Annotated in this window: 16 protein-coding genes; all 16 read left to right on the top strand. The window is 49.0% G+C overall.

Annotated features, from left to right (window positions below; genetic code table 11):
* Positions 1-265 precede the first annotated feature (265 nt).
* The 16 genes from DWV53_RS02390 to DWV53_RS02315 all read left to right on the top strand — a co-directional run bounded on the left by DWV53_RS02390 (position 266) and on the right by DWV53_RS02315 (position 23,885).
* Positions 266-1,387 (top strand): glycoside hydrolase family 43 protein, encoded by a 1,122-nt coding sequence (locus DWV53_RS02390; protein ID WP_118081410.1) that lies wholly within the window; start codon positions 266-268, stop codon positions 1,385-1,387.
* A 121-nt stretch (positions 1,388-1,508) separates the two neighbouring features.
* Complete coding sequence (locus tag DWV53_RS02385; RefSeq protein ID WP_118081412.1) at positions 1,509-2,783, top strand: DUF2264 domain-containing protein; 1,275 nt, start codon at positions 1,509-1,511, stop codon at positions 2,781-2,783.
* Between the two features lie 29 nt (positions 2,784-2,812).
* Complete coding sequence (locus tag DWV53_RS02380; RefSeq protein WP_228113160.1) at positions 2,813-4,018, top strand: glycoside hydrolase family 88/105 protein; 1,206 nt, start codon at positions 2,813-2,815, stop codon at positions 4,016-4,018.
* A 56-nt stretch (positions 4,019-4,074) separates the two neighbouring features.
* Positions 4,075-7,344: a glycoside hydrolase family 2 TIM barrel-domain containing protein gene (locus DWV53_RS02375; protein WP_118151420.1), complete on the top strand. Its 3,270-nt coding sequence runs from the start codon at positions 4,075-4,077 to the stop codon at positions 7,342-7,344.
* A gap of 140 nt (positions 7,345-7,484) precedes the next feature.
* The gene (locus DWV53_RS02370) at positions 7,485-9,425 is read left to right on the top strand and encodes an alpha-L-arabinofuranosidase C-terminal domain-containing protein (RefSeq protein WP_118151418.1); all 1,941 of its coding nucleotides are present in this window, start codon (positions 7,485-7,487) and stop codon (positions 9,423-9,425) included.
* Between the two features lie 302 nt (positions 9,426-9,727).
* On the top strand, positions 9,728-11,917 hold the full coding sequence (locus DWV53_RS02365; protein ID WP_118151416.1) for a glutamine synthetase III family protein: 2,190 nt from the start codon (positions 9,728-9,730) through the stop codon (positions 11,915-11,917).
* Between the two features lie 324 nt (positions 11,918-12,241).
* Positions 12,242-12,703, top strand: a complete 462-nt coding sequence (gene rplM / locus DWV53_RS02360; protein WP_006848007.1) for a 50S ribosomal protein L13 — start codon at positions 12,242-12,244, stop codon at positions 12,701-12,703.
* A gap of 10 nt (positions 12,704-12,713) precedes the next feature.
* Positions 12,714-13,100: a 30S ribosomal protein S9 gene (gene rpsI, locus DWV53_RS02355; protein ID WP_006848006.1), complete on the top strand. Its 387-nt coding sequence runs from the start codon at positions 12,714-12,716 to the stop codon at positions 13,098-13,100.
* A gap of 158 nt (positions 13,101-13,258) precedes the next feature.
* On the top strand, positions 13,259-14,029 hold the full coding sequence (rpsB, locus tag DWV53_RS02350; protein ID WP_022120437.1) for a 30S ribosomal protein S2: 771 nt from the start codon (positions 13,259-13,261) through the stop codon (positions 14,027-14,029).
* 107 nt (positions 14,030-14,136) lie between these two features.
* Complete coding sequence (gene tsf / locus DWV53_RS02345) at positions 14,137-15,132, top strand: translation elongation factor Ts (RefSeq protein WP_006848004.1); 996 nt, start codon at positions 14,137-14,139, stop codon at positions 15,130-15,132.
* Positions 15,133-15,253: 121 nt separating this feature from the next.
* Positions 15,254-15,871: a fumarylacetoacetate hydrolase family protein gene (locus DWV53_RS02340; protein ID WP_022120436.1), complete on the top strand. Its 618-nt coding sequence runs from the start codon at positions 15,254-15,256 to the stop codon at positions 15,869-15,871.
* 25 nt (positions 15,872-15,896) lie between these two features.
* Positions 15,897-19,535, top strand: coding sequence for a type IX secretion system sortase PorU (porU, locus tag DWV53_RS02335; protein WP_118151415.1), 3,639 nt, complete (start codon positions 15,897-15,899; stop codon positions 19,533-19,535).
* A gap of 20 nt (positions 19,536-19,555) precedes the next feature.
* Positions 19,556-20,734, top strand: a complete 1,179-nt coding sequence (porV, locus tag DWV53_RS02330) for a type IX secretion system outer membrane channel protein PorV (RefSeq protein WP_147468724.1) — start codon at positions 19,556-19,558, stop codon at positions 20,732-20,734.
* Between the two features lie 115 nt (positions 20,735-20,849).
* A complete protein-coding gene (ispF, locus tag DWV53_RS02325; protein ID WP_118151411.1) occupies positions 20,850-21,329 on the top strand; it encodes a 2-C-methyl-D-erythritol 2,4-cyclodiphosphate synthase in 480 nt (159 codons plus the stop codon).
* Between the two features lie 514 nt (positions 21,330-21,843).
* Positions 21,844-23,112 carry a glycosyltransferase family 4 protein gene (locus tag DWV53_RS02320; RefSeq protein WP_118151409.1) on the top strand — a complete coding sequence of 423 codons (1,269 nt, stop codon included), beginning with the start codon at positions 21,844-21,846 and terminating at the stop codon, positions 23,110-23,112.
* The gene (locus DWV53_RS02315; protein ID WP_118151407.1) at positions 23,109-23,885 is read left to right on the top strand and encodes a glycosyltransferase family 2 protein; all 777 of its coding nucleotides are present in this window, start codon (positions 23,109-23,111) and stop codon (positions 23,883-23,885) included. Before DWV53_RS02320 ends, DWV53_RS02315 begins: the two co-directional genes overlap by 4 nt.
* Positions 23,886-24,600: the final 715 nt, after the last annotated feature.

The following is a 24,600-nucleotide window of genomic DNA, read 5'->3' as shown; positions in this document are numbered from 1 at the left end:
TAAGTATTCTAATCAATCAAGGCTCAGATGAAATTGTCCATTGATGGATAATCTCTTCTGAGCCTTCATTGATTCTGTGAAAATATAAAAACCTGTACGGGCATATTGGGTAATTTCAACCGTACAGTTAGCATTATTTTTCCTGCATTTTCTCGATTTGTGTCCCTTTTATACCGAATATTAGCCCCCTAAAAGGGGCTTTTTTCCTAATTTTGTAACCGAAATAAACAATTAGCGTTTTACTAACTTAATAATACATCAGCAAATGAATAAACTATTCGTATTTATGGTGTTGTGGATGATGTCTTGTCTCCCAACTCTGGCACAGGCTCCGATGGACGGAGGCGTGTGGAAGGACAATACCGGCAAGCATATCAATGCACATGGTGGCAACATCTTCAACTATCAGGGTACCTATTACTGGTATGGCGAAAGCCGTTCGCAGGATGGCAAGCCTTACAGCTCTCTCGGCGTAAGCTGCTTTACTTCCAAGGATCTCAAGAAATGGACCAACCATGGATTGGTGCTGCCTGTTTCTAATGAACCAGGCAGCGACATCGAGGGTGGTTGCATCATCGAGCGCCCTAAGGTGCTCTATAATCAGAAGACCAGGAAGTTCGTCATGTGGTTCCATCTCGAATTGAAAGGGCAGGGATATGCTGCTGCCCGTTATGGTGTGGCAACCAGCGATACTCCTTTCGGACCATTCAAGTTCGTTCGCTCAGGAAGAGTGAATCCGGGAATCTATCCTATCGGATTCTCCAAACCTGATACCACCGACCTCAAGCATCAGCTTCTCTTCCCTGAACTGAAAGAGTGGTGGACTCCAGCTTGGCGCAAGCAGATAGAACGGGGTATGTTCTGGATGAGAGACTTCCAGGGTGGACAGATGTCGAGAGATATGACCATCTTCATCGACGATGATGGCAAGGCTTACCACATCTATTCTTCAGAGGAAAACCTGACACTCCAAATCGCACAGTTGACAGATGACTACATGCAGCACAACGGTTGCTACGTAAGAGTTGCTGCCGGCGGACAGAACGAAGCTCCAACCATCTTCAAGCAGGATGGCATCTACTGGATGATTACCAGCGGATGTACCGGATGGGCGCCTAATGCAGCCCGCATGTTCAAGGCAAAGAATATCTACGGTCCTTGGGAGCAGTTGCCTAATCCTTGCCGTGGCGAGGGTGCTGACAAGACCTTCGGTGCACAGGGTACCTATATATATAAGGTGGAAACTGCAGCACAGAAGAAGATGTTCCATGGTGCTGACTATGTGTTCATGGCAGACATGTGGAATCCTAAACACTTGAGTGACAGTAGACACTTGTGGGTACCTATTTCCTGGGAAAATGGTGCACCAGTGTTGAAAAAACACTAAAATATACGGTCGCTCTGCTTGTTTCTAACTAATTTTATATATATTTGCAGTTGCTCAGCTAAGGCTACAGGCAACTTGCCTCTTACAATTATCAATAACAACAAACAATATACAACTATCTATGAATTATATATTTAAAAGTATCATGATGACCCTAGTCTTGGCGCTGGTTCCTTTCATGGGAATTTCTGCCAAGAAGAAGACTGTTCAGCAGAGCGACCGCCAATATTGGTGCTCGCTAGCCTATAAGATGGCACAGCCTGTTTTGGAAAATATGGCTAAAGGCGAGTTACAGAAGAATATGCAGACTGAGTTCAGTCCCAGCTTCGACAACCGCAACAGAAAGGTGCTCTATATGGAGTGCTTCGGCAGACTGATGGCTGGTGTGGCTCCATGGCTCACCCTTCCGGATGATGCTACTGCCGAAGGTAAGCAGCGCAAGCAGTTGCGTGAATGGGCTTTGGCTTCCTATAAGAATGCTGTAGACCCTCAGAATCCAGACTATCTCTGCTGGGGCATCGGTGGTCAGAATCTGGTAGATGCAGCCTATATTGCAGAGAGTTTTCTCCGTGCTTACGATACACTCTGGAAGCCTCTCGACGAGGTGACCAAGAAGCGTTATCTCACAGAGTTTGCCAAGCTCCGCCACATCGACCCTCCTTATACCAACTGGTTGCTCTTCTCTTCAACCATCGAGAGTTTCATGGCAAAGGTGGGTGGCGATTTCGATGAATTTCGCATCAATTCAGCCTGCCGCAAGGTAGAGGAGTGGTATGTGGGTGATGGCTGGTATGCTGACGGTCCTTCGTTCGCTTTCGATTACTACAGCAGCTACGTGTTCCATCCGATGTATCTGGAGACGCTCCAGGCGATGGTAGATGCCAAGGTCAATTCCCGTCTCGACTATCAGAAATACTATAACAGAGAGTTGAAACGCTGCCAGAAGTACAGCATCATTCTCGAGAGATTCATCTCTCCTGAGGGTACCTTCCCAGCATTCGGAAGAAGTATTCCTTACCGTATGGCTACCATGCAGCCGCTGGCTCTGATGGCATGGTACCAGAAGTTGCCTAAGGATTTGAGCAACGGTCAGGTTCGTGCAGCACTTACCAAGGTGCTCCATCGCATGTTCGACCAGCAGAACAACTTCAACGAGAAGGGCTATCTCTCTATCGGTTTCTGTGGAAACAGCCAGAAGAACGTTGCCGACTGGTATACCAACAACGGTTCGCTCTATATGACAACCCTCGCCTTCATGCCTCTCGGCTTGCCTGCCGACCATCCTTTCTGGACCGACGCAGCACAGCCTTGGACCCAGGTGAAGGCATGGAACAACCAGCAGTTCCCTAAGGATCACCAGTGGAAGGACGATATCGTGACCAAGGACAAGTGGTAATTTTTTTAGTTAAGAGTTTATAGATTATCATGCATAAGATATTGATGATGCTGGCGGCTGCAGCCTTGGCTTTGCCTTTGAATGCAGCACAGCCAGCCAAGAAGACCGCTAAGGTCAAGAAACAGAATAAGAAGGAAGTGAAGGCTTCCAAGAAATGGGACCATGAGCAGGTAGTGGAACTCATCACCAAGGTGAATAACTACTGGCAGGCTAACAACAAGCCTGAGGTTCGTGCCTTCTGGGATAATGCCGCTTATCATACCGGCAACATGGAGGTATATAAGATGCTCAAGGACCAGAAGATGCTCGACTATTCCATCCGTTGGGCAGAACATAACGACTGGACCGGTGCTACAGAGGCTAACCCAGCCAAGTGGAAGTACAAACCATACGGCGAGGGAAAGCAGCACGTGCTCTTCGGTGACTGGCAGATCTGCTTCCAGACTTACATCGACCTCTACAACATCGAGGCAGCCAAGGGAAATGCCGCTGCATCAGAATACATGGTGAAGCGTGCCAAGGAGGTAATGCACTACGAGGTTTACTCTGAGCCAACAGACTACTGGTGGTGGAGCGATGCCCTCTATATGGTGATGCCTGTGATGACCAAGATGTATAAGTTGACCGGCGATACCAAGTATCTCGACAAGCTCTACGACAATCTCCTCACTACCGATGAGATTATGCTCGACAAGGAGACCAACCTCTACTTCCGTGATGGCAAGTACGTTTATCCAAAGCACAAGAGTGCCAACGGAAAGAAAGACTTCTGGGCTCGTGGTGATGGCTGGGTTCTCGCAGGTCTGGCTAAGGTGCTCCAGGATATGCCAAAGGACTACAAGCACAATCAGTTCTTCGTAGATAAATTCCAAAAGTTGGCTAAGGCTGTGGCAGAAATCCAGCAGCCGGAAGGTTACTGGACCCGTTCGATGATGGACCCAGAGCATGCTCCAGGTCCTGAGACCAGCGGTACTGCCTTCTTCACCTACGGTATGCTTTGGGGGGTCAACAATGGTTACCTCAACAAGAAGGAGTACAAGAAGGTCATCGACCGTGCCTGGACTTATCTTACAGAGACTGCCGTTCAGGCAGATGGCAAGGTGGGTTATGTTCAACCTATCGGCGAGAGAGCCATCCCTGGTCAGACCGTAGATGCCAACTCTCAGGCTAACTTCGGTGTAGGCGCTGTGCTTCTTACAGCCTGCGAATATGATAAGTATCTCGCAAACAAGTAAGATGCCTATATATAATAAGGTATAAATTCAATCTGATATATTAATAACTGATAAACATGAAACAGAGACTGTTCGCTACATTAAGTTTGGCAGGATTTGCAATGGCAACCTTTGGTGCAACCAAACCGAAGACTGCCATTAAGTCGTTGAATAAGACGACCATCCAACAGCCAACTTACACAGAATGGCACGACCTTCAGGTGAATGCCATCAATCGTTTTCCGTTGCACACCAATTTCTTCACCTATCCGGCAGATGACTGGGTTTATGAGAAAGACGGTAAGATCGTGAGCAAGGATATCCTGCACATGAACAAGACGGAGAGCAAGTATTTCCTTTCGCTCGACGGAACCTGGAAGTTCAACTGGGTGGCTAATGCCGACCAGCGTCCTACCGACTTCTACAAGGAAGATCTTGATGATTCCAAATGGAAGACCATGAATCTGCCAGGTATCTGGGAGATGAACGGATTCGGTGATCCGGAATATGTGAACGTAGGCTTCGGCTGGCGTGGACATTTTGACCAGCAGCCACCAGCAGTTCCTACCAAGGACAACCATGTAGGTTCTTACCGCCGTATCATCGACATCCCTGCCAACTGGGATGGCAAGCAGGTTGTAGCTCATTTCGGTAGCGTTACTTCCAACATCTATCTCTATGTAAACGGCAAGTTTGCCGGTTATGCAGAGGATAGCAAGGTAGCTGCCGAGTTTGACATCACTCCTTATCTGAAGAAGGGCAAGAATCTGATTGCCTTCCAGACCTTCCGCTGGTGCGATGGTTCCTGGGATGAGGATCAGGACTTCTGGCGCTTGAGTGGTGTGGCTCGTGAAAGCTATCTCTTTGCCCGCGATGCCCAGTTGCATTTGGAGGATATCCGTGTTACTCCTGACCTTGTAAACAACTACAAGGATGGTGTGCTCAATATCTCTACCAAGGTAAAGGGAACAGGCAAGCTGAACTTCATCCTCTTCGACAAAGAAGGCAAGCAGGTGGCTACAGCTACAGGATTGGCAAAGAATGGAACAGCCAACATTACGATGAACGTAGAGAATCCACACAAGTGGAATGCAGAGACACCTTATTTATATACCCTTCAGGTTTCCCTCTCAAGTGCGCTGAAGAATGGCAACATGAAATCAGCAAGCATGACTCCTGTCAAGGTAGGTTTCCGCAAGGTGGAAATCAAGAACAAGCAGTTCCTTGTCAACGGTCAGCCTGTGCTCATCAAGGGTGCCAACCGTCATGAGATTGACCCTGATGGAGGTTATGTATTGAGCATGGAGCGCATGATTCAGGACATCAAGATTATGAAGCGCCTGAATATCAACGCAGTCCGTACCTGCCACTATCCTGATGATCCACGCTGGTACGAACTCTGCGATGAGTATGGTATCTATGTGGTAGCTGAGGCTAACCAGGAGAGTCACGGTTTCCAGTATGGCGATGATGCAGCTGCCAAGAAACCGATGTTTGCCAAGCAGATTATGGAGCGCAACCAGCACAATGTTTCCATGTACTTCAATCATCCTAGTGTCGTAACCTGGAGTATGGGTAATGAGACTGTGATGGGCGATAACTTCCTGCAGGCTTACAAGTGGATCAAGAGCCAGGACCAGAGCCGTCCGGTTCAGTATGAGCAGGCTCACAGAGGCGAGGGTACCGATATCTTCTGCCCTATGTACTATCCTGTAAGTGCTTGTGAAAAGTATGCTAAGGACCCTAACAGTCCGATGCCGCTTATCCAGTGCGAGTACAACCATACCATGGGTAACTCAGGCGGTAACTTGAAGGATTACTGGGCTCTGATTCGCAAGTATCCTATCCTCCAGGGTGGTTTCGACTGGGATTTCGTTGACCAGGGCTTGCACCGCAAGGTATTGAAGCCGATGACCATCAAGAATCCTGAGAAGATGAGCAATGAAGAGCTCCGCAAAATAGAATATTGCTACGGTGGCGATTATAACAATTACGACCCTAGCGACAATAACTTCAACTGCAATGGTATCATCGGTCCTGACCGTCAGCTCAATCCTCATGCCTACGAGGTAGCCTACCAGTATCAGAACATCTGGGCTAAGATGGTGAATGCAGAGAAGGGTGAAGTAAGTGTATACAATGAGAACTTCTTCCGCAATTTGAGCAACTATGCCTTGGCATGGAGTCTCATTGAGGATGGCGTGGAGACTCAGAACGGTACTATTGCTGATATCGATGTAGCTGCCCAGCAGACCAAGAACTTCACCATCCCTTATGACCTTTCTAAGGTAACGGGCAAGGAGGTGTTCCTCAACATCGATTTCCGTCTGAAGAAGGCTGAACCTCTGATGGAGGCTGGTCAGATTGTGGCTTATGCCCAGCTGGCGGTGAAGGAGAAGAAGTGCTGCGGTCATTGTGCAGAAAACATGGCTAAGGCTCAGGATGGCAAGAAGGTGAAGGCTAAGCTCATCGACAAGAAGGGCGAGCAGGATATCACCGTTACTACTCCTGATCTGACCGTGAAGGTGAACCATACCACCGGTCTCATCTCTGAATATACCTATCGTGGCAAGTCGCTCCTCGGCGAGGGCGGTACCCTGAAGCCAAACTTCTGGCGTGCTCCTACCGATAATGATTTCGGTGCAGGCCTGCAGAAGAAGTTCCAGGTTTGGAAGAACCCTGTCATGAACCTGAAGGGTGTAGCTGTTGAAAAGGATAAGAAGGCAAACACCATCAGCATCTGTGCAACCTATGAGATGCCAGAGGTGAAGGGTGAACTGGAAATCGATTATCTCATCATGCCTAACACCGGTGCGATGAAGGTAAGCCAGGAGTTTGATGCTTCTGATGATGCCAAGGTCAGCGATCTGTTCCGTTTCGGTATGCTGATGCAGTTGCCATACGATATGGACAAGAGCCAGTATTACGGTCGTGGTCCTATCGAGAACTATTCTGACCGTGAGGACTGCATGCGCCTCGGAATCTACAGCGATGATGCCGACAACCAGTACTTCCCATACATCCGTCCACAGGAGAGTGGTACCAAGGGCGATATGCGCTGGTGGAACCAGACCGATGCTTCCGGCTTCGGATTCAAGGTGAAGAGCTGCAAGCCATTCTATGCTTCCGCCATCCACTTCGATACAGAAGAACTGGATGATGGTGATGACAAGGATCAGCGCCACAGTTTCAATCTGAAGAAGTCAAGATTCACCAATCTCTTCCTCGATGCAGAGCATTCTGGTGTGGCTGGTGAGAACTCTTGGGGGGCATGGCCTTTGGAGAAATATCGCCTCCATTATGGCGATAAGAACTTCACTTTCGTGCTCATTCCATTAGATAAATAGTAGAAAAGCAGGGATTTATACGAAAATCCAATATATTTAAACAGAAAATCCACCTCATTCGGGGTGGATTTTTTTATCTTTGCACCACCTATCACGGAAAAGTGTAGGTACAGCCTAAAAATAAAACAATAACGAACAATATGAGAAAAGCAAAATTTTTCGCAGCAGCATTGCTGGCGATGTCTTCACTCGGAGCTTTCGCACAGCATCAGTTTACTGTTCAGGCTAACAAGCCTGGAGCAGAAATCCAGCCTACCATGTATGGTATCTTCTTCGAGGATATCAACTTCGGTGCCGATGGTGGTCTTTATGCAGAGATGGTAGAGAACCGCTCCTTCGAATTCCCACAGCGCCTGATGGGATGGAATACATTCGGAAATGTAACCCTCAGCGACGTAAAACCTGCCTTCGACCGCAATCCTCATTATGTAACACTTGAGAGCGCAGGCGCACGTGAGAAGCAGACTGGTCTTGAGAACCGTGGCTTCTTCGGCATGGGCTTGAAGAAGGATATGAAGTACGATTTCACCGTATATGGCCGTCTTCATCTCATCGATGGCAAGCAGGGCAAGATTCGCGTAGAACTCGTCAATTCAAAGAATGATGTGATTGCCAAGCAGGTCATCAACATCACCAATAATAAATGGCAGAAGCTTACTGCTACCCTTACTTCTCCTCAGACCGATGCCAAGGGTTTGATGCGTGTTTATCTGGAGAAGGGTTCTGAGAGCGTAGATCTCGACCATATCTCTCTCTTCCCTGAGGACAACTGGAATGGTCTCCGTGCCGACCTCGTACAGGATTTGGCTGACTTGAAGCCAGGCATCTTCCGTTTCCCAGGCGGATGTATCGTAGAGGGAACCGACCTCGATACCCGTTATGAGTGGAAGAACTCCGTGGGTGCTCCTGAGAACCGTCCTCTGAACGAGAACCGCTGGAGAGATACCTTCCCACATCGCCTTTTCCCTAACTACTATCAGTCATTGGGCTTGGGCTTCTATGAGTATTTCCTCCTTTCAGAGAAGATTGGTGCAGAGCCATTGCCTATTCTCTCTGTAGGTCTGGCTTGCCAGTATCAGAACGATGATAAGGATCCTAATGCACATGTAGCAGTCAAGGATCTTCAGAGCTATATCGACGATGCACTCAACCTCATCGAGTTTGCCAATGGTCCTGTCACCTCCAAGTGGGGTAAGCTCCGTGCCGATATGGGTCATCCAGCACCATTCAATCTGAAGCAGATTGGTATCGGTAACGAGCAGTGGGGACCTATGTACCCTGAGCGTCTGCAGAAGTTCATGGAGCAGATTCATGCCAAGTATCCAAAGATCAAGATCTGCGGTTCATCAGGTCCATCTGCTGATGGCAAGGACTTCGACTACGGTTGGGAGCAGATGCGCAAGTTGGGTGTAGACATGGTGGATGAGCACTACTACAAGAGTCCGGAATGGTTCCGCAGCAATGCCAGCCGTTACGACAAGTACGACCGCAAGGGTCCTAAGGTCTTTGCCGGCGAGTATGCTGCTCATGCCGAGAATGATCCAAACTCTTGGGAGGCAGCCCTTTCTGAGGCAGCTTTCATGACCGGTTTGGAGCGTAATGCCGATGTGGTTTATCAGGCTACCTATGCACCTCTCTTCGCTCATGTAGAGGGATGGCAGTGGCGTCCGGACCTCATCTGGTTCGATAACCTCAGCTCTGTCCGTTCTGCCAACTACTATGTTCAGCAGCTCTACGGCGAGAACAAGGGTACCAATGTGTTGAAACTTACCGAGAACGGCAAGGCTGTAGCAGGCGAGAATGGTCTCTATGCCACCGCTTGCTTCGACAAGGCTACCAAGAGCTACATCGTGAAGATTGCCAATACCTCTAACGAGGCAAAGGAAATCAACGTAACCTTTAATGGTATCAAGAAGTTGAACCCAGGTAAGGTAACCGTTCTCCATGCCGACGATATTCAGGCAGAAAACAAGATAGACAATAAAAATGTGGTTGTTCCTGTAGTATCAGATGCACAGGTTCAGGGCAATGTGTTGAACGTGAAGATGAAGCCAAACAGCTTTGTTGTATACCGTTTCTAATTGCCGACCTCCAATCTTCAATAAACCCTTAAGGTACAAATAGATAAGTGGATAATGTGAATCCCTTGCGACTCTAGTGGTTGCAAGGGATTTTTTCTCTTCTAATGCCCTTGAAATTACATGGCGACGCAGGAGTTTTTGTGTCAGGACGTAGGAAAGATTACGTCGCCATGTAGGAAAAAGGCACTTTATGTATAAGAAAAGTTTGAATTTTGCATAAAAAATACGCTCAAACGCTAGCAATTTGCTCATTTTTTCGTAACTTTGCACCCGCAAACTTATAATTAATAATAAAAGAAAGAATGGCTAATTTGAGATTTGAGGTTGTAGCCGAGGCCTTTAAGAAAAGACCTGTAGAGGTAGAGGCTCCCAAGGTGCGCCCTTCGGAGTACTTCGCCAAGTATGTATTCAACCGCCAGAAGATGTACAAGTATCTGCCATCTGATGTGTATGAGAAACTCATCGATGTGATAGACAACGGTACTCGTCTGGACCGTTCCATCGCTGATGCCGTGGCTGCCGGCATGAAGCTCTGGGCTGAGGAAAACGGGGTAACACATTATACTCACTGGTTCCAGCCATTGACAGAAGGTACTGCCGAGAAGCATGATGCCTTCGTGGAGCATGACGGAAAGGGTGGTATGATTGAGGAATTCTCTGGCAAATTGCTTGTCCAGCAGGAACCTGATGCCAGCTCATTCCCTAACGGCGGTATCCGCAACACCTTCGAGGCTCGTGGCTATTCTGCATGGGATCCTACATCGCCTGTGTTCATCATCGACGATACCCTCTGTATCCCTACCATCTTTATATCTTATACCGGTGAGGCTTTGGACTACAAGGCTCCATTGCTCCGCTCGCTCCATACCCTGAGCGAGGCGGCTACCGAGGTGTGCCACTACTTCTACCCACAGGTAAAGAAGGTGCAGACCAATCTCGGATGGGAGCAGGAGTACTTCCTGGTAGATGAGAGTCTCTATTCGGCTCGCCCTGACCTGATGCTCACAGGCCGTACCCTGATGGGACACGACTCTGCGAAGAACCAGCAGATGGACGATCATTATTTCGGAACCATCCCTGAGCGTGTGCAGGCTTTCATGAAGGATTTGGAAGTGCAGGCACTCGAACTCGGCATCCCTTGCAAGACCCGTCATAACGAGGTGGCACCAAACCAGTTTGAGCTAGCACCTATCTATGAGGAGTGCAATCTTGCCGTAGACCATAATATGCTCCTGATGAGTCTGATGAAGCGTGTGGCTCACAAGCATGGTTTCCGTGTGCTCCTTCACGAGAAGCCATTCGCTGGCGTCAACGGTTCCGGCAAGCACAACAACTGGAGTCTCTGCACCGATACCGGCGTACTGCTCCATGCAGCAGGCAAGACACCGGAGGACAACCTCCGCTTCGTAGTCTTCATCGTAGAGACCCTGATGGGTGTCTATAAGCACAACGGACTGCTGAAGGCATCCATCATGAGTGCAACCAATGCCCACCGTCTGGGAGCCAACGAGGCACCACCAGCCATCATCTCTTCATTCCTCGGAAAGCAGCTCACCGACCTGCTCGACCATATCGAGAAGGCAGACAAGGAAGAACTCTTCGCCCTGGCTGGCAAGAAGGGTATGGAGCTGGATATCCCTGAGATTCCGGAGCTGATGATCGATAACACCGACCGCAACCGTACCTCTCCATTCGCCTTCACCGGAAACCGTTTCGAGTTCCGTGCCGTAGGTTCAGAGGCCAACTGTGCGTCATCTCTCATCGTACTGAATGCTGCCGTAGCTGAGGCTCTCGAAAATTTCAAGGCTCGTGTAGATGCCTTGATAGCAAAGGGCGAGGACCAGACATCGGCTATTATAGATATTGTACGCGAGGATATCAAGACCTGCAAGCCTATCCGCTTCGATGGCAACGGCTATTCAGATGAGTGGAAGGAAGAGGCTCAGAAGCGAGGCTTGGACTGCGAGGCATCCTGCCCGGTAGTCTTCGACCGTTATCTGGACAAGGAGAGCATCGAGATGTTTGCCAAGACCAACGTGATGAGCGAGAGCGAGTTGAAGGCGCGCAACGAGGTGAAGTGGGAGACCTATACCAAGAAGATTCAGATTGAGGCTCGTGTGATGGGCGACCTGAGCATGAACCATATCATCCCTGTGGCTACCCACTATCAGAGCCGTCTGGCGAAGAACGTAGAGGGCATGATCCACATCTTCGGTGGCGAGGAAGGCAAGAAACTGACAGCCCGCAACGTGAAGATTATCCGTGAGATAGCCGAGCGCACCGAGGCAATAGAACGTGGTGTAGAGGCATTGGTAGATGCCCGCAAGGTAGCCAACAAGATAGAGAGCGAGCGCGAGAAGGCAGTAGCATATCACGACACGGTAGCTCCAAAGATGGAGGAAATCCGTTATCAGATAGACAAGCTCGAGCTTCTCGTAGCCGATGAACTTTGGACTTTGCCAAAGTATCGTGAACTGTTGTTCATCAGATAATATTTCCTGGATAAGGAATTGTGATAATAAAAAGAGTGCATTGCCGTTAACAATGCACTCTTTTTTTGCTTATCCTGAGCAGAAAAGTGCAAACTAAGTTAAATATTCATAAAAGTTTGGGGTTAAAACTCGTAACCTACACATAATCAAATAAAAATGTGTAATTTTGCAGTCCGATTATTTCGGGGATACGCTTAGAGTCCCCAAGATATGGTGTGTTAATAGCATGCCCTGTGGCCGGGGTATGTGGTTAGTGAATCACCTGTCTGAATAGTGAGTAAAAAAGATTAAAAACGTTTTTTAGTAGTAAATTTAAATTTTAAAATGGACACATTAAGTTACAAGACTATTTCCGTAAACAAGGAAACAGCTAAGAAAGAGTGGGTCGTAATCGACGCTACCGACCAGGTTGTAGGTCGCCTCTGCTCTAAGGTTGCTAAATTGCTCCGCGGAAAGTACAAGCCAACTTTCACTCCACACGTAGATTGTGGTGACAACGTAATCATTATCAATGCCGCTAAGGTAGTTTTCACTGGTAAGAAGGAAACAGATAAGGTTTACACTCGTTACACTGGTTATCCAGGTGGTCAGCGCTTCAACACTCCAGCAGAGTTGCGCAAGCGTCCTGATGGAATGGACAAGATCCTCCGTCACGCTATCAAGGGTATGTTGCCAAAGGGCCCTCTCGGTCGTTCTTTGATGGACAACCTCTTCATTTACGATGGCACAGAGCACAAGCACGAGGCACAGCAGCCAAAGGCTATTGATATTAACCAGTATAAATAATTAAGGTAGAATGGAAGTAATTAATGCAATTGGTCGCCGTAAGAGCGCTGTAGCTCGTGTATACCTCACAGAGGGTACCGGTAAGATCACAATCAACAAGAAAGATATTGAGACATATTTCCCATCAGCAATCCTTCGCTATGTAGTAAAGCAGCCATTGCAGTTGCTCGAAGCTGAGGGTAAGTATGATATTAAGGCAAACCTCGACGGTGGTGGTTTCACCGGTCAGAGCCAGGCTCTCCGCCTCGCTATCGCTCGCGCACTCGTTAAGATCGACGCTAACGATAAGAAGGCTTTGAAGGATGCAGGCTTCATGACACGTGACTCACGTGCTGTTGAGCGTAAGAAGCCAGGTCAGCCAAAGGCTCGTCGTCGCTTCCAGTTCAGCAAGCGTTAATCTTATACATATTTTATTATATATATACAGATTATATATAGCTGAGCTAAAAAGTTTAGTATCTAAATCGGTGAGATTCCATTAATCGGGGACTACTCATCGACTGATCTAACATTAGATTCAAAAAGAAAGTAAACACAATTAAAAAAGAAAAAACAATGTCAAGAACAAATTTTGACCAGTTACTTCAGGCAGGTTGCCACTTCGGACACCTCCGTCGCAAGTGGAATCCAGCAATGGCTCCTTACATCTTCATGGAGCGTAACGGTATTCATATTATCGACCTCAACAAGACTGTCGCTAAGATCGACGAGGCTGCTGAGGCTCTCAAGACAATTGCCAAGACAGGTAGAAAGATCCTGTTTGTCGCTACTAAAAAACAAGCTAAGGACGTAGTTGCTGAGAAGGCAGCTTCTATCAATATGCCATACGTAAACGAGCGTTGGGCTGGTGGTATGCTCACCAACTTCCCTACAATCCGTAAGGCAGTTAAGAAAATGACAAACATCGATCGTCTGTTGAACGATGGTACATTCTCTAACCTCTCTAAGCGCGAGTTGCTTCAGGTAAGCCGCCAGCGTGCTAAGTTGGAGAAGAACCTCGGTTCTATCGCAGATATGGCCCGTCTCCCAGTAGCCCTCTTCGTTGTTGACGTAATGAAGGAGCACATCGCTGTTAAGGAGGCTAACCGTCTTGGTATTCCAGTGTTCGGTATCGTAGATACCAACTCTGATCCTAAGAATGTTGATTACGTTATCCCAGCTAACGACGATGCTAAGGATTCTGTAGATGCTATCCTTACTGCAGTTTGCGGTGCTATCGCTGAGGCTCTCGAGGAGCGCAAGGCTGAGAAGGCTGACGACAAGGCTGCTGCTGAGCAGAAGGACCAGCCTAAGAAGAAGGCTGCCCGCAAGGACGAGGCTGAGTAATTAGGCAAAGAAATATATACTGAAGCCATTGATTCTGTTTATGATTCGATGGCTTTAGTAGCTTTTAAGCAAAGATTATTATTAACTTTTAATATAAAAATATTATTATGGCTGTTTCAATTGAAGATATCAAGAAACTTCGCGCTATGACTGGTGCTGGTCTTGCTGACGTTAAGAAGGCACTCACAGAGGCTGAAGGTGATTTCGATAAGGCAAAGGAGTTGCTCCGTGAGCGTGGTCTCGCTATCGCTGCTAAGCGTTCTGACCGTGAGACTTCTAACGGTTGCGTTCTCGTTAAGAAGGTTAACGATTTCGCTGCTATCATCGCTCTCAAGTGCGAGACTGACTTCGTAGCTAACGGTGCTGACTTCATCAAGTTGACATCTGACATCCTCGACGCTGCTATCGCTGCCAAGGCTCACACTCTCGACGAGGTGAAGACTTTGAAGGTTGGCGATGCTGATGCTCAGGCTGCTGTTACACAGCGCTCTGGTATCACTGGTGAGAAGATGGAGCTCGACGGCTACTGTGTTCTCGAGGGTGACAACATTGAGGTTTACGACCACATGAACAAGCACACTTTGTGTACTATGGTTCAGCTCAACGAGAACAACGAGGAGGCTGGTCACAAGGTAGCTATGCAGGTTGCTGCTATGCGCCCTGTAGCTCTCGACGAGTCTTCAGTTTCTGAGGAGACTAAGAAGACTGAGCTCGAGGTTGCTGTTGCCAAGACTAAGGAAGAGCTCGTAGAGAAGGCTGTTAACGCAGCTTTGAAGAAGGCTGGCATCAACCCAGCTCACGTTGACTCTGAGGAGCACATCGAGAGCAACACTAAGAAGGGTTGGTTGACACCTGAGCAGGCTGAAGAGGCTCGCAACATCAAGAAGACTGTTGGTGAGGAGAAGGCTGCTACTTTGAACCCTACTATGATCCAGAACATTGCTAATGGTCGTCTGGCTAAGTTCTTCAAGGAGAACTGCCTCGTAGACCAGGAGTTCCAGTTCGGTGACGGTGACAAGCAGACTGTTGCTCAGTACCTCGCTTCTCAGAGCAAGGATCTCAAGATCGTTGCTTACCAGCGCTTTACTCTTGCTGCTGAGTAATCATTACTCAAAAGCAAGCGTTAATTTGACTTATAGTTAAATTAGAATACCCGGGAGTTATGAAGTTAAGCCTCGCTTTGCTTCTAACTCCCATTTCTTTTTTATATAAAAATTTGATGTTATGAAGATATTTGCCATCGGTATGAACTATACCGAACACAATAAATCGCTGCATGGTACGTTATCTAAACCAGAGCGTCCTGTCATCTTTACCAAGGCAGATTCTGCTTTGCTCAATAACGGCAAGCCTTTCTTCATCCCTGATCATCTGGGAAGAATAGAGTATGAAACCGAAGTAGTGGTCAGAATATCCAAGTTGGGAAAGACCATTCCGCAGCGTTTCGCCCACCGCTATTACGATGCAGTAACCGTAGGTATCGACTTTACGGCACGCGAGATGCAGAAGAAACTGCGCGAGGCTGGCCAGCCTTGGGAACTCGCCAAGGGATTCGACGGTTCTGCCGTTATCGGCGAATGGGTCGACATCCAGAAGTTCCGTGATATCCAGGCACTGCACTTCCGCCTCGACCTCAATGACAAGACCGTACAGGAAGGCTGCACGAGCGATATGCTCTACAAGGTAGATGAAATCATCTCCTATATCAGCCAGTACTTCACGCTCAAGACGGGCGACCTGCTCTATACCGGATGTCCTACAGGCTGCGGTCCTGTCAATATCGACGACCATCTCGTAGGCTATCTCGAAGACAGGAAGGTGCTCGATTTTCACTGTAAGTAAATAATATTGCAAGTAATATATCGATATGAACACAACAAAGGTTTGGAAATACATGCTGCTGGCATGCCTGCTCATGCTGGTGGCTCCTGCTCAGGCACAGCGATTCTTCAATCTGACCTCTTCAGAAGTCAGAGTAGATTCCGTGTTGCCCCGTTTCGTGTATTCCATTCCTTTGACCGGTGCATATCGTGATTCTGTATATACCGTCTGCCTGAAATATGGCGAGTATATCGACATGACTGCCTCCGACATCGCCAATTACAACCGCCTGTCGGGTGCAGTTCCTCCTGAGCAGGTATTTCCACAGCAGCGGGTTACCGAATGCCGTAAGCAGGGCGTACTCCAGATAGATTTCAGTCCTGTCGTATTCCGCAATAACCGCCATCAGCTGCTGGTCAGCTTCATGCTTCAGGTAGATGCCCGTCCTCTGAAGCGCTCCGAGCGTTCCAGTCGAGGTTCTCTGTTGGCTAAGGGCAAAGTATCAGCCTTCACTTCTTCTGATGCTTTGCGCTCAGCCTCTTCCCTCTATGCCTCCCATTCCGTCCTAGCCTCAGGCAGATGGGCGAAGATCAGAGTCAGCGAAACCGGTTTCCATCAGCTTACCGATCAGGTAGTGCGCCAGGCAGGCTTCTCCGATATCAGCAAGGTGAAGATTTACGGCTATGGTGGCAATCTGCAGAACGAAGCCCTTCTGGCGAGCGAACTGCAGGCTACCGACGATTTGCAGGAAGTTCCCCAGTGCATCGTTGGCGGCAAGCATTATTTCTATGCCGAGGGTCCGGTTTCCTGGAAGTCCGAAACCGCCCTCCAGCGCATCCGTAATCCTTATTCCGATTACGGCTACTATTTTATTACCCAGACCGATGGAGAGCCTCTGGTGCAGGATTCAGCCACCTTTGTCTCTTCCCATTATCCGCAGTCATACGATTACCATTCCCTCTACGAGTCAGATGGTTACAGCTATTATCATGGCGGCAGAAACCTCTTCGATGCAGAAGAGCTGAAGGTGGGCGATGAAAAGAAAGTGGTAATCACGAATACCACCGGTTCTGCGGCAGGCAAACTCTCCGTAGCCCTGACTACCACCACAAACAGCGTGGCTCAGATACTGAAGAATGGCAAGGTTTTGGGCGAAATCACCCTTTCTCTCAAAGATGACAATCCAACGGAGGATATAGCTTACCTCAAGGCTACAGAGAAGGTTGCCACTTATCCCATTTCCGATTTCCAGGATAAGGATACCATCTCCATCAAGGTCATGTCGGGCGCTTCCATCCGCCTCGATTATATCTCCGTAACGTGGGCAGAGCCTGGAAGCTGTGCCTTTACCGCTGCCAACCTTGCCGCCGGTGGAAAGATTCCGGCTGCCCAGTATGTCTACGGCATCACCAACCAGGATCATCATGCCGATGGAGCAGCCGATATGGTCATCATCATCCCGACCTCACAGAAACTGCTGAAACAGGCACAGCGGCTGAAAGAATTTCATGAACAGCACGACGGACTGCGCGTTACCATCGTGCCTGCCGATGAACTCTATAACGAATTTTCTAGCGGTACCCCCGATGCCAACGCCTACCGCCGCTACCTGCGCATGCTTTCTGATAAGGCGCAGAGCGAGGCTGACATGCCGAAATATCTCCTGCTCTTCGGCGACTGCGTATGGGATAACCGCATGCTTACCTCCGGTTGCAGAATCCTGAATCCAGACAATTATCTGCTGTGCTTTGAGAGTGAAAACTCCTTCAGCGCCGTAAACTGCTTCGTCAGCGACAGTTGGTTCGGTATGCTCGGCGAGGGAGCCGGACTGTATCCTAGCCGTGAACTGCAGGATGTAGCCGTAGGCCGCTTCCCGGTAACCTATGCAGAAGAAGCCAAGGTGCTGGTAGACAAGACCATCAGTTATGCTCAGAATGCCAATGTAGGCGCCTGGCAGAACACCCTGATGTTTATGGGCGATGACGGAAACGGCAACCTCCACATGAAGGATGCCGATGAGGTGGCAAATGATGTGCTCACCACCTATCCCGCCTATCTCGTCAAGAAGGTGATGTGGGATGCCTATACCCGCGAAACCTCCTCTTCGGGCAATACCTATCCCGAGGCAACGAGAATCATCAAACAGCAGCAGGCTGCGGGAGCCCTCATCATGGATTATGCCGGACATGGCGATCCTACCCAGATATCGCACGAATCGGTTCTGAAACTCAACGATTTTGCCGATTTCCGCAATACCAACCTGCCGCTCTGGGTAACCGCCTCCTGCGATATCATGCCGTTCGACGGGCTCGATGCCAACATCGGAGAATATGCGCTGCTTAACGATAAAGGCGGCGCAGTAGCCTTCTATGGCACCACCCGTACCGTTTCCTCCCTGTATAACAAGTATATCAACCGCGCCTTCATCTACAGAGTGCTCAGTCTGGTAGACGGCAAGCCTGTCACGATGGGCGAAGCACACCGTCTGGCTCAGAACGATCTGGTGAGCGGCAACGGCCCGACTTCCGGCTCCGATGTCACGGTGAACCATCTCAACTATTCCCTCTTGGGCGACCCGGCGCTTGCGCTCAATCTGCCTAAGCGTCAGATAGTAGTAGATTCCATCAACGGCATCCCTGTTGCCGGAGCCGCAACCCTGCCGATGCTGAAGGCAGGCTCTATCGCCCGCATGGCAGGTCATATCGAGGGAGCTGACGACTTCCGGGGCGTCATTACCGCGACCGTAAGAGATTCCAAGGAAACGGTTACCTGTCGCCTGAACGATACCGGCAAGGATGGCGCTGAGACGGCTTTCGAATACAAAGACAGAACCAAGACCCTGTATCAGGGCACCGATAGCGTAAGAGGCGGCAAGTTTGCCTTCTCCTTTGCCGTTCCGCTGGATATCAATTATTCCAACCAGAGCGGTCTGGTCAACCTCTATGCGGTGAATACCGCCAAGACCCTCTCTGCCCACGGCTCCAGCGAGCAGTTTACGGTAGGCGAGAGCGAGGAGCAGAAGAACGATTCCATCGGTCCTTCCATCTATTGCTATCTCAATTCGCCTTCCTTCGTAGATGGCGGCAAAGTCAACACCACCCCGTTCTTTGTGGCAAAGATAACCGATAAGGACGGAATCAATGCTGCCGGAAGCGGTATCGGCCACGACCTGCAGCTGGTGATAGATGGCGATATGTCGAAGACCTATGTGCTGAACAGCAATTTCACCTACGATTTCGGAACCTATACCAGCGGTTCTACCTATTACAGCATACCGCAACTGGAACCGGGCAAGCACGAACTCACCTTCCGAGCCTGGGATATCCAGAACAACAGTTCTACGGTGAAGCTCCGCTTTAATGTGGTGAAGGCACTGAGTCCGGCGCTCTTCGATGTGGGCGTAACCGCCAATCCGGCTAAGACCTCCACCACCTTCATCATCAGTCACGACCGCACAGAGAGCGATATGGACGTAGTGGTAGAAGTGTTCGATTCATCGGGCAGACAGCACTGGCGCCATTCCGAAAGCGGTGTACCTACCTCGGGCAGCTATACCGTAAGCTGGGACCTCACCTCCGATAGCGGCACCCCTCTGGGCACCGGCGTATATCTCTATCGCGTCAAGGTGGCAAGCGATGGCAGCAGCTACACCTCTAAAGTCAAGAAACTCATCATTATTAAATAAAAAATATATTTACAATGGCAATGAAAAGAATCTATAAGATATTCATCTTGGGATGTCTCGCTCTGATGGCATCAGAAGTGAAGGCGCAGGATAAGAAAGATCTCTTCAATCCTGTGAACTATGCAGTTATTTCGCAAACCATAGCTCCTGATGCCCGTGGTGGCGGTTTGGGAGACATCGGTGCGGCTACCGACCCTGATGTCAACTCTCAGTACTGGAACCCGGCAAAATATCCTTTCACCATTTCGCGTGCCGGTGTTTCGCTCAGTTTCACCCCTTGGCTGCGTTCGCTGGTCAATGATATGAATCTTGCCTATCTCTCTGGCTATTACCGCATTGGAGATTATAGCGCCGTATCAGCATCGCTCCGCTATTTCAATATGGGCGAAGTGTTTACCAGTCAGGAAGGTGCCGAGAGTGGCAAGGGTATGACCATCAATCCTTACGAAATGTCGGTCGATGTAGCTTATTCTCTGATGCTCAGCGAGAAGTTCTCTCTTGCTGCCGCCATCCGCTGGATCTATTCCGATATGCGCTTCGATTATACCGAAGATAATTCGCCAGCCTCCGCTTTCGCAGCCGATATCGCTGCCTATTACCAGAACTATGTGGTCATCGGCCAGCGCGAATGCCAGTTGGGTTTGGGATTGAATATTTCTAACATCGGTAGTAAGATTACCTTCAGCGGCAAGGAGTATGGCGAGTTCCTGCCAGCCAACATGCGTCTGGGCGCCTCGCTGATGATTCCTATCGACGAGTACAACCGCATCACCCTGGCAGCCGATGCCAGCAAGTATCTGGTGCCTACCGTTCCGAAGCAGGAAGAGGGTGAGGACAATTCAGAATATGAAGACCGTGTGCATCGTGAGTATGATGATATTTCGGGCATCAGCGGTATCTTCAAGAGTTTCAGCGATGCCCCTGGCGGTTTCAAGGAAGAGCTGGAGGAAATCAACTACGGTCTGGGTGCCGAGTATGTATACAATGATAAGTTTGCGCTCCGTGCCGGTTATCATCACGAGAGTCAGAGCAAGGGTAACCGCAAGTACTTCACCGTGGGTGCCGGTTTCAAGATGAATGTCTTCTCGCTCGATGCTGCTTATGTGGTGGCTACCGCCAAGAGCAACCCGCTCGACCAGACCCTCCGCTTCACCCTGTCGTTTGATATGGATGGACTGAAGGACCTCTTTAAGAGATAATGTTGAGTGTTGAGTGTTGAATGTTGAATTTTTGCCTAACGGACTCAAGGGCGCTAGCCTAATTCAACATTCAACATTCAACACTAAACATTTAACATTCAATTAATTTAAAGTTATGAATATACGTGTAGGATTTGGATATGATGTCCACAAGCTGGTGGCTGACCGCGACTTGTGGCTGGGAGGAATCAAGATAGATTATGAACTGGGATTGCTGGGCCACAGCGATGCCGATGTGCTGATACATGCCATTTGCGATGCCCTGCTGGGCGCCGCCAACATGCGTGATATCGGATATCATTTCCCGGATACGGCAGCAGAAACTCTGAATGTGGATTCTAAGATACTGCTCCGCAAAACGATGGAACTGATAGCTACCAAGGGCTATACACTGGGCAATATCGATGCTACAGTCTGTGCCGAACGCCCTAAACTCAATCCGCATGTGCCTGCCATGAAAGCCTGTCTGGCAGAGGTAATGGGGGTAGACGAAGACCAGATATCCATCAAGGCAACAACCACCGAGAAACTCGGATTCACGGGCAGAATGGAGGGTATCTCTGCCTATGCCACCGTTCTTATCCAGAAAGGATAGAACGCAATCAGCACGCCCTGTAAGGGCAAAAGCTTTATATTCTGCAAAATGTAGAAAAAGTGTCAGAAAGTTGTTAATTTCCGTTTCTTTTGTTCATTTTTGCTTGATATATATCAAAAAAATGCAAAAACGTCACACTTTCTTGGCTGAATATTTGGTGGATAGCCGAAATAGTAGTAATTTTGCAGCGTCAAAAGGTTAATAGATTGTTTAGGTTAGTAGTAATAGATTTAGGTTTTTAGTTATTAGGTTTTAAGGTAGATTGTTTAACCGATAATTGAGAAAGTCGTGAGACTATTTTGATTAGATTTTTTAAGTTAAACATATTACATGCCACAGCTCGTTGAGAGTTGTGGCATGTTTTTTTTATGCCCCTTTCTCCCCCTTCCGTTTCCTCTTTTCCGATTTCCTCGAAAAAAACATGCCTTTTTATTTTGTTTTGTCTCCGATTTGTGCTATCTTTGCAGTATCAATCAATATACGCAGCTTTTTGCGGTATCAAAAATATACGCAGATGAGAGTACTCATAGTAAATACAAGTGAAAAGACAGGCGGAGCGGCAGTAGCAGCCAACCGCCTGATGGATGCCCTTAACAACAATGGCGTTAAGGCAAAGATGTTGGTACGCGACAAGGAGACTGAAGACATCACCGTGGTCAGTCTGCCCCGTTCGCTCAGGTTGCAGTGGAACTTCCTGTGGGAGCGCTGGTGCGTATTCTGGCATCTCCATTTCTCCCGTCAGCGCCTCTGGGAGGTAGACATGGCAACATCGGGCACCGATATCACCAGGCTCCGCGAGTTTCAGGAGGCAGATGTCATCCATCTCTCCTGGATCAACCAGGGCATGCTCTCACTCAAGAACATCCGCAAGATTATCCGCAGCGGCAAACCGGTGGTATGGACCATGCACGATCTCTGGCCAGCTACCGGCATCTGCCATTATGCCCGTGGCTGCAACCGCTATGCCTCCGCCTGCGGCAACTGTCCGCTTCTCCCCCATAAAGGCAGCAAGAACGACCTCTCAGCAAAGATATTCCGCCGCAAGAAGGAACTCTACCATCGCGGCGCCATCTCCTTCGTCACCTGTAGCCGTTGGCTCGAACGGCAGGCTAAGGGCAGCGGTCTCTTCGTAGGCCAGCGCATCACCAACATCCCGAATCCGATAGATACCCACGTGTTCTGTCCGCAGGATCAGGCAGAGGCGCGTCTGCGTGCCGGTCTGCCAGCCGACAAGCATATCATCCTCTTCGTATCCCAGCGCGTAACCGACGAGCGCAAGGGCATGCGTTATTTCATCGAAGCCATCGACCGGCTGGTAGCGCGCTATCCCGAGATGAAGGAGAATACCGCCATCGCCATCCTGGGCGGCCATTCCGAGGAAGTGAACCTCACTCTGCCGTCCTATTCGCTCGGCTATGTCAGCGATGAGAAGCAGATTGTGGCAATCTACAATTCTGCCGATGCCTTTGTGCTGCCATCGCTCGAAGATAACCTCCCTAACACCATCATGGAGTCGATGGCGTGCGGCGTGCCGAGCATCGGTTTCAGGGTAGGAGGTATACCGGAGATGATAGACCATCAGCAGAACGGCTACGTGGCCAACTACCGTGATACCGAAGACCTGGCGAGCGGTATCCACTGGGTACTCGAAGAGGCCGACAGGGCGGCGCTGAAGCAGGCATGTCTGCAGAAGGTAGCACAGAACTATTCGCAGCATGCCGTAGCATTGAAATATATTGAAGTTTATAACGAGGCGATGGCCTACAAAAACTATAAGTTATGATTAAGTTCACCGTCGTAACCTGTACGTACAATGCCGAGAAGGAGTTGCAGCGTACCCTCGACAGCGTGCAGCGCCAGACCTACTGCAACATCGAGCACATCATCATGGATGGCGGTTCCCGCGACCGTACCCTCCAGCTGGTGAAGGCATATCAGCATCGCAATGCAGTAGGCGAGAGCTCGCACGAAATCGTGGTCATATCAGAGCCCGACAAGGGACTTTATGATGCCATGAACAAGAGCATCGACCGTGCTACGGGCGATTACCTGGTGTTCATGAATGCCGGCGACACCTTTCCTACAGCCGATACGCTGGAATATGTAGAAGGCTGTGTAGGCGAAGGCGAAGTACTGCCCGGCGTACTTTACGGCGATACCGATATCGTGGACGAGATGGGCCATTTCCTGCGCCATCGCCGTCTGGCCCCACCCAAGAAGCTCACGTGGCGTTCGTTCATCTGGGGCATGCTGGTGTGTCACCAGTCATTCTATGCCCGCACAGACATAGCCCGTGAGATTCATTACGATCTGCACTACCGTTATTCGGCAGATGTAGACTGGTGCATCCGCATCATGCGGGAGTCATCTCGCCGCAAGTTGCCGTTGCGCAACGTCCATGCCGTCCTCACCCATTTTCTGGATGGCGGCATGACCACGCAGAACCACAAAGCCTCCCTGAAGGAGCGTTTTCAGGTGATGCGCACCCATTACGGCCTTCTTCCCACCCTTGCAGTTCATGCCTGGTTCGTGATAAGAGGGGCTGTAAAAAGGTAAAAAAGTAAAAAAGTAAAAAAGAGGCTTTAAAAGGTAAAAAGAAGAAGATTCCGTTTGACGTTCTGGCTTTTTCTAACGCCTATGGGGGAATGATATTTTTCTTACGTCTAGCTTGTTTTCGAAGTGTGAAAAATGTAGACAAAAAAAGGAGAGTGTGTCGTAAGTCTAGATAATTGCAGCCGAGGACGGGCTGAAGGCCCAAAAGCTCCTAGCCCAGGGCGTATTGGATGTGACTTATGACGCACTCTCAATTTGTTAAACAAGCTTTGAGTTTCATTGATGAAAAGTCCTCTTCATTAACTGTTCTTTTGTACGCAAGTTCATGCAGAAAAGTACTGATACGGTTCAATCAGCTTACTCAAGTGGCTCAATCAGCTTACTCAAGTAGTTCAATCAGTTAAGTCAAGTGGCTCAATCAGTGAGTCCAGCCGTCTGTGTAACCCGATGCAGTCGAATCCTTAACCCGATGCAGCCATATCTGTAACCCGACGCAGCCGCTTCAGTTGGTAAACGGAAGTACATCGTTTGTTTACCTCATTTAAGCGCTCAATGACTACCAGGGCAAATTACCTTTTTTTGATGACTACCAGAGCCAATAATAGGTACCATCAGGGCCAATCATGTGTTTTCTGATATGCCCGAATGACTACCAGGGAGAATCTTGAATATATATTACTGAATATCAGACAGTTAGGTGCAGATTTTCCTTCCCTAT

Origin of the sequence: Segatella copri (assembly GCF_003465495.1) — a bacterium.
In the GTDB taxonomy this organism is placed as follows: Bacteria; Bacteroidota; Bacteroidia; order Bacteroidales; family Bacteroidaceae; genus Prevotella; species Prevotella copri_G.
This window is presented reverse-complemented; position numbering and strand designations above follow the sequence as displayed.

Excerpts from the sequence above, each read along its gene's own strand:
- DWV53_RS02390 (WP_118081410.1), top strand. The coding sequence starts at position 266 with ATGAATAAACTATTCGTATTTATGGTGTTGTGGATGATGTCTTGTCTC.
- DWV53_RS02385 (WP_118081412.1), top strand. The coding sequence starts at position 1,509 with ATGAATTATATATTTAAAAGTATCATGATGACCCTAGTCTTGGCGCTG.
- DWV53_RS02380 (WP_228113160.1), top strand. The coding sequence starts at position 2,813 with ATGCATAAGATATTGATGATGCTGGCGGCTGCAGCCTTGGCTTTGCCT.
- DWV53_RS02375 (WP_118151420.1), top strand. The coding sequence starts at position 4,075 with ATGAAACAGAGACTGTTCGCTACATTAAGTTTGGCAGGATTTGCAATG.
- DWV53_RS02370 (WP_118151418.1), top strand. The coding sequence starts at position 7,485 with ATGAGAAAAGCAAAATTTTTCGCAGCAGCATTGCTGGCGATGTCTTCA.
- DWV53_RS02365 (WP_118151416.1), top strand. The coding sequence starts at position 9,728 with ATGGCTAATTTGAGATTTGAGGTTGTAGCCGAGGCCTTTAAGAAAAGA.
- rplM (WP_006848007.1), top strand. The coding sequence starts at position 12,242 with ATGGACACATTAAGTTACAAGACTATTTCCGTAAACAAGGAAACAGCT.
- rpsI (WP_006848006.1), top strand. The coding sequence starts at position 12,714 with ATGGAAGTAATTAATGCAATTGGTCGCCGTAAGAGCGCTGTAGCTCGT.
- rpsB (WP_022120437.1), top strand. The coding sequence starts at position 13,259 with ATGTCAAGAACAAATTTTGACCAGTTACTTCAGGCAGGTTGCCACTTC.
- tsf (WP_006848004.1), top strand. The coding sequence starts at position 14,137 with ATGGCTGTTTCAATTGAAGATATCAAGAAACTTCGCGCTATGACTGGT.
- DWV53_RS02340 (WP_022120436.1), top strand. The coding sequence starts at position 15,254 with ATGAAGATATTTGCCATCGGTATGAACTATACCGAACACAATAAATCG.
- porU (WP_118151415.1), top strand. The coding sequence starts at position 15,897 with ATGAACACAACAAAGGTTTGGAAATACATGCTGCTGGCATGCCTGCTC.
- porV (WP_147468724.1), top strand. The coding sequence starts at position 19,556 with ATGAAAAGAATCTATAAGATATTCATCTTGGGATGTCTCGCTCTGATG.
- ispF (WP_118151411.1), top strand. The coding sequence starts at position 20,850 with ATGAATATACGTGTAGGATTTGGATATGATGTCCACAAGCTGGTGGCT.
- DWV53_RS02320 (WP_118151409.1), top strand. The coding sequence starts at position 21,844 with ATGAGAGTACTCATAGTAAATACAAGTGAAAAGACAGGCGGAGCGGCA.
- DWV53_RS02315 (WP_118151407.1), top strand. The coding sequence starts at position 23,109 with ATGATTAAGTTCACCGTCGTAACCTGTACGTACAATGCCGAGAAGGAG.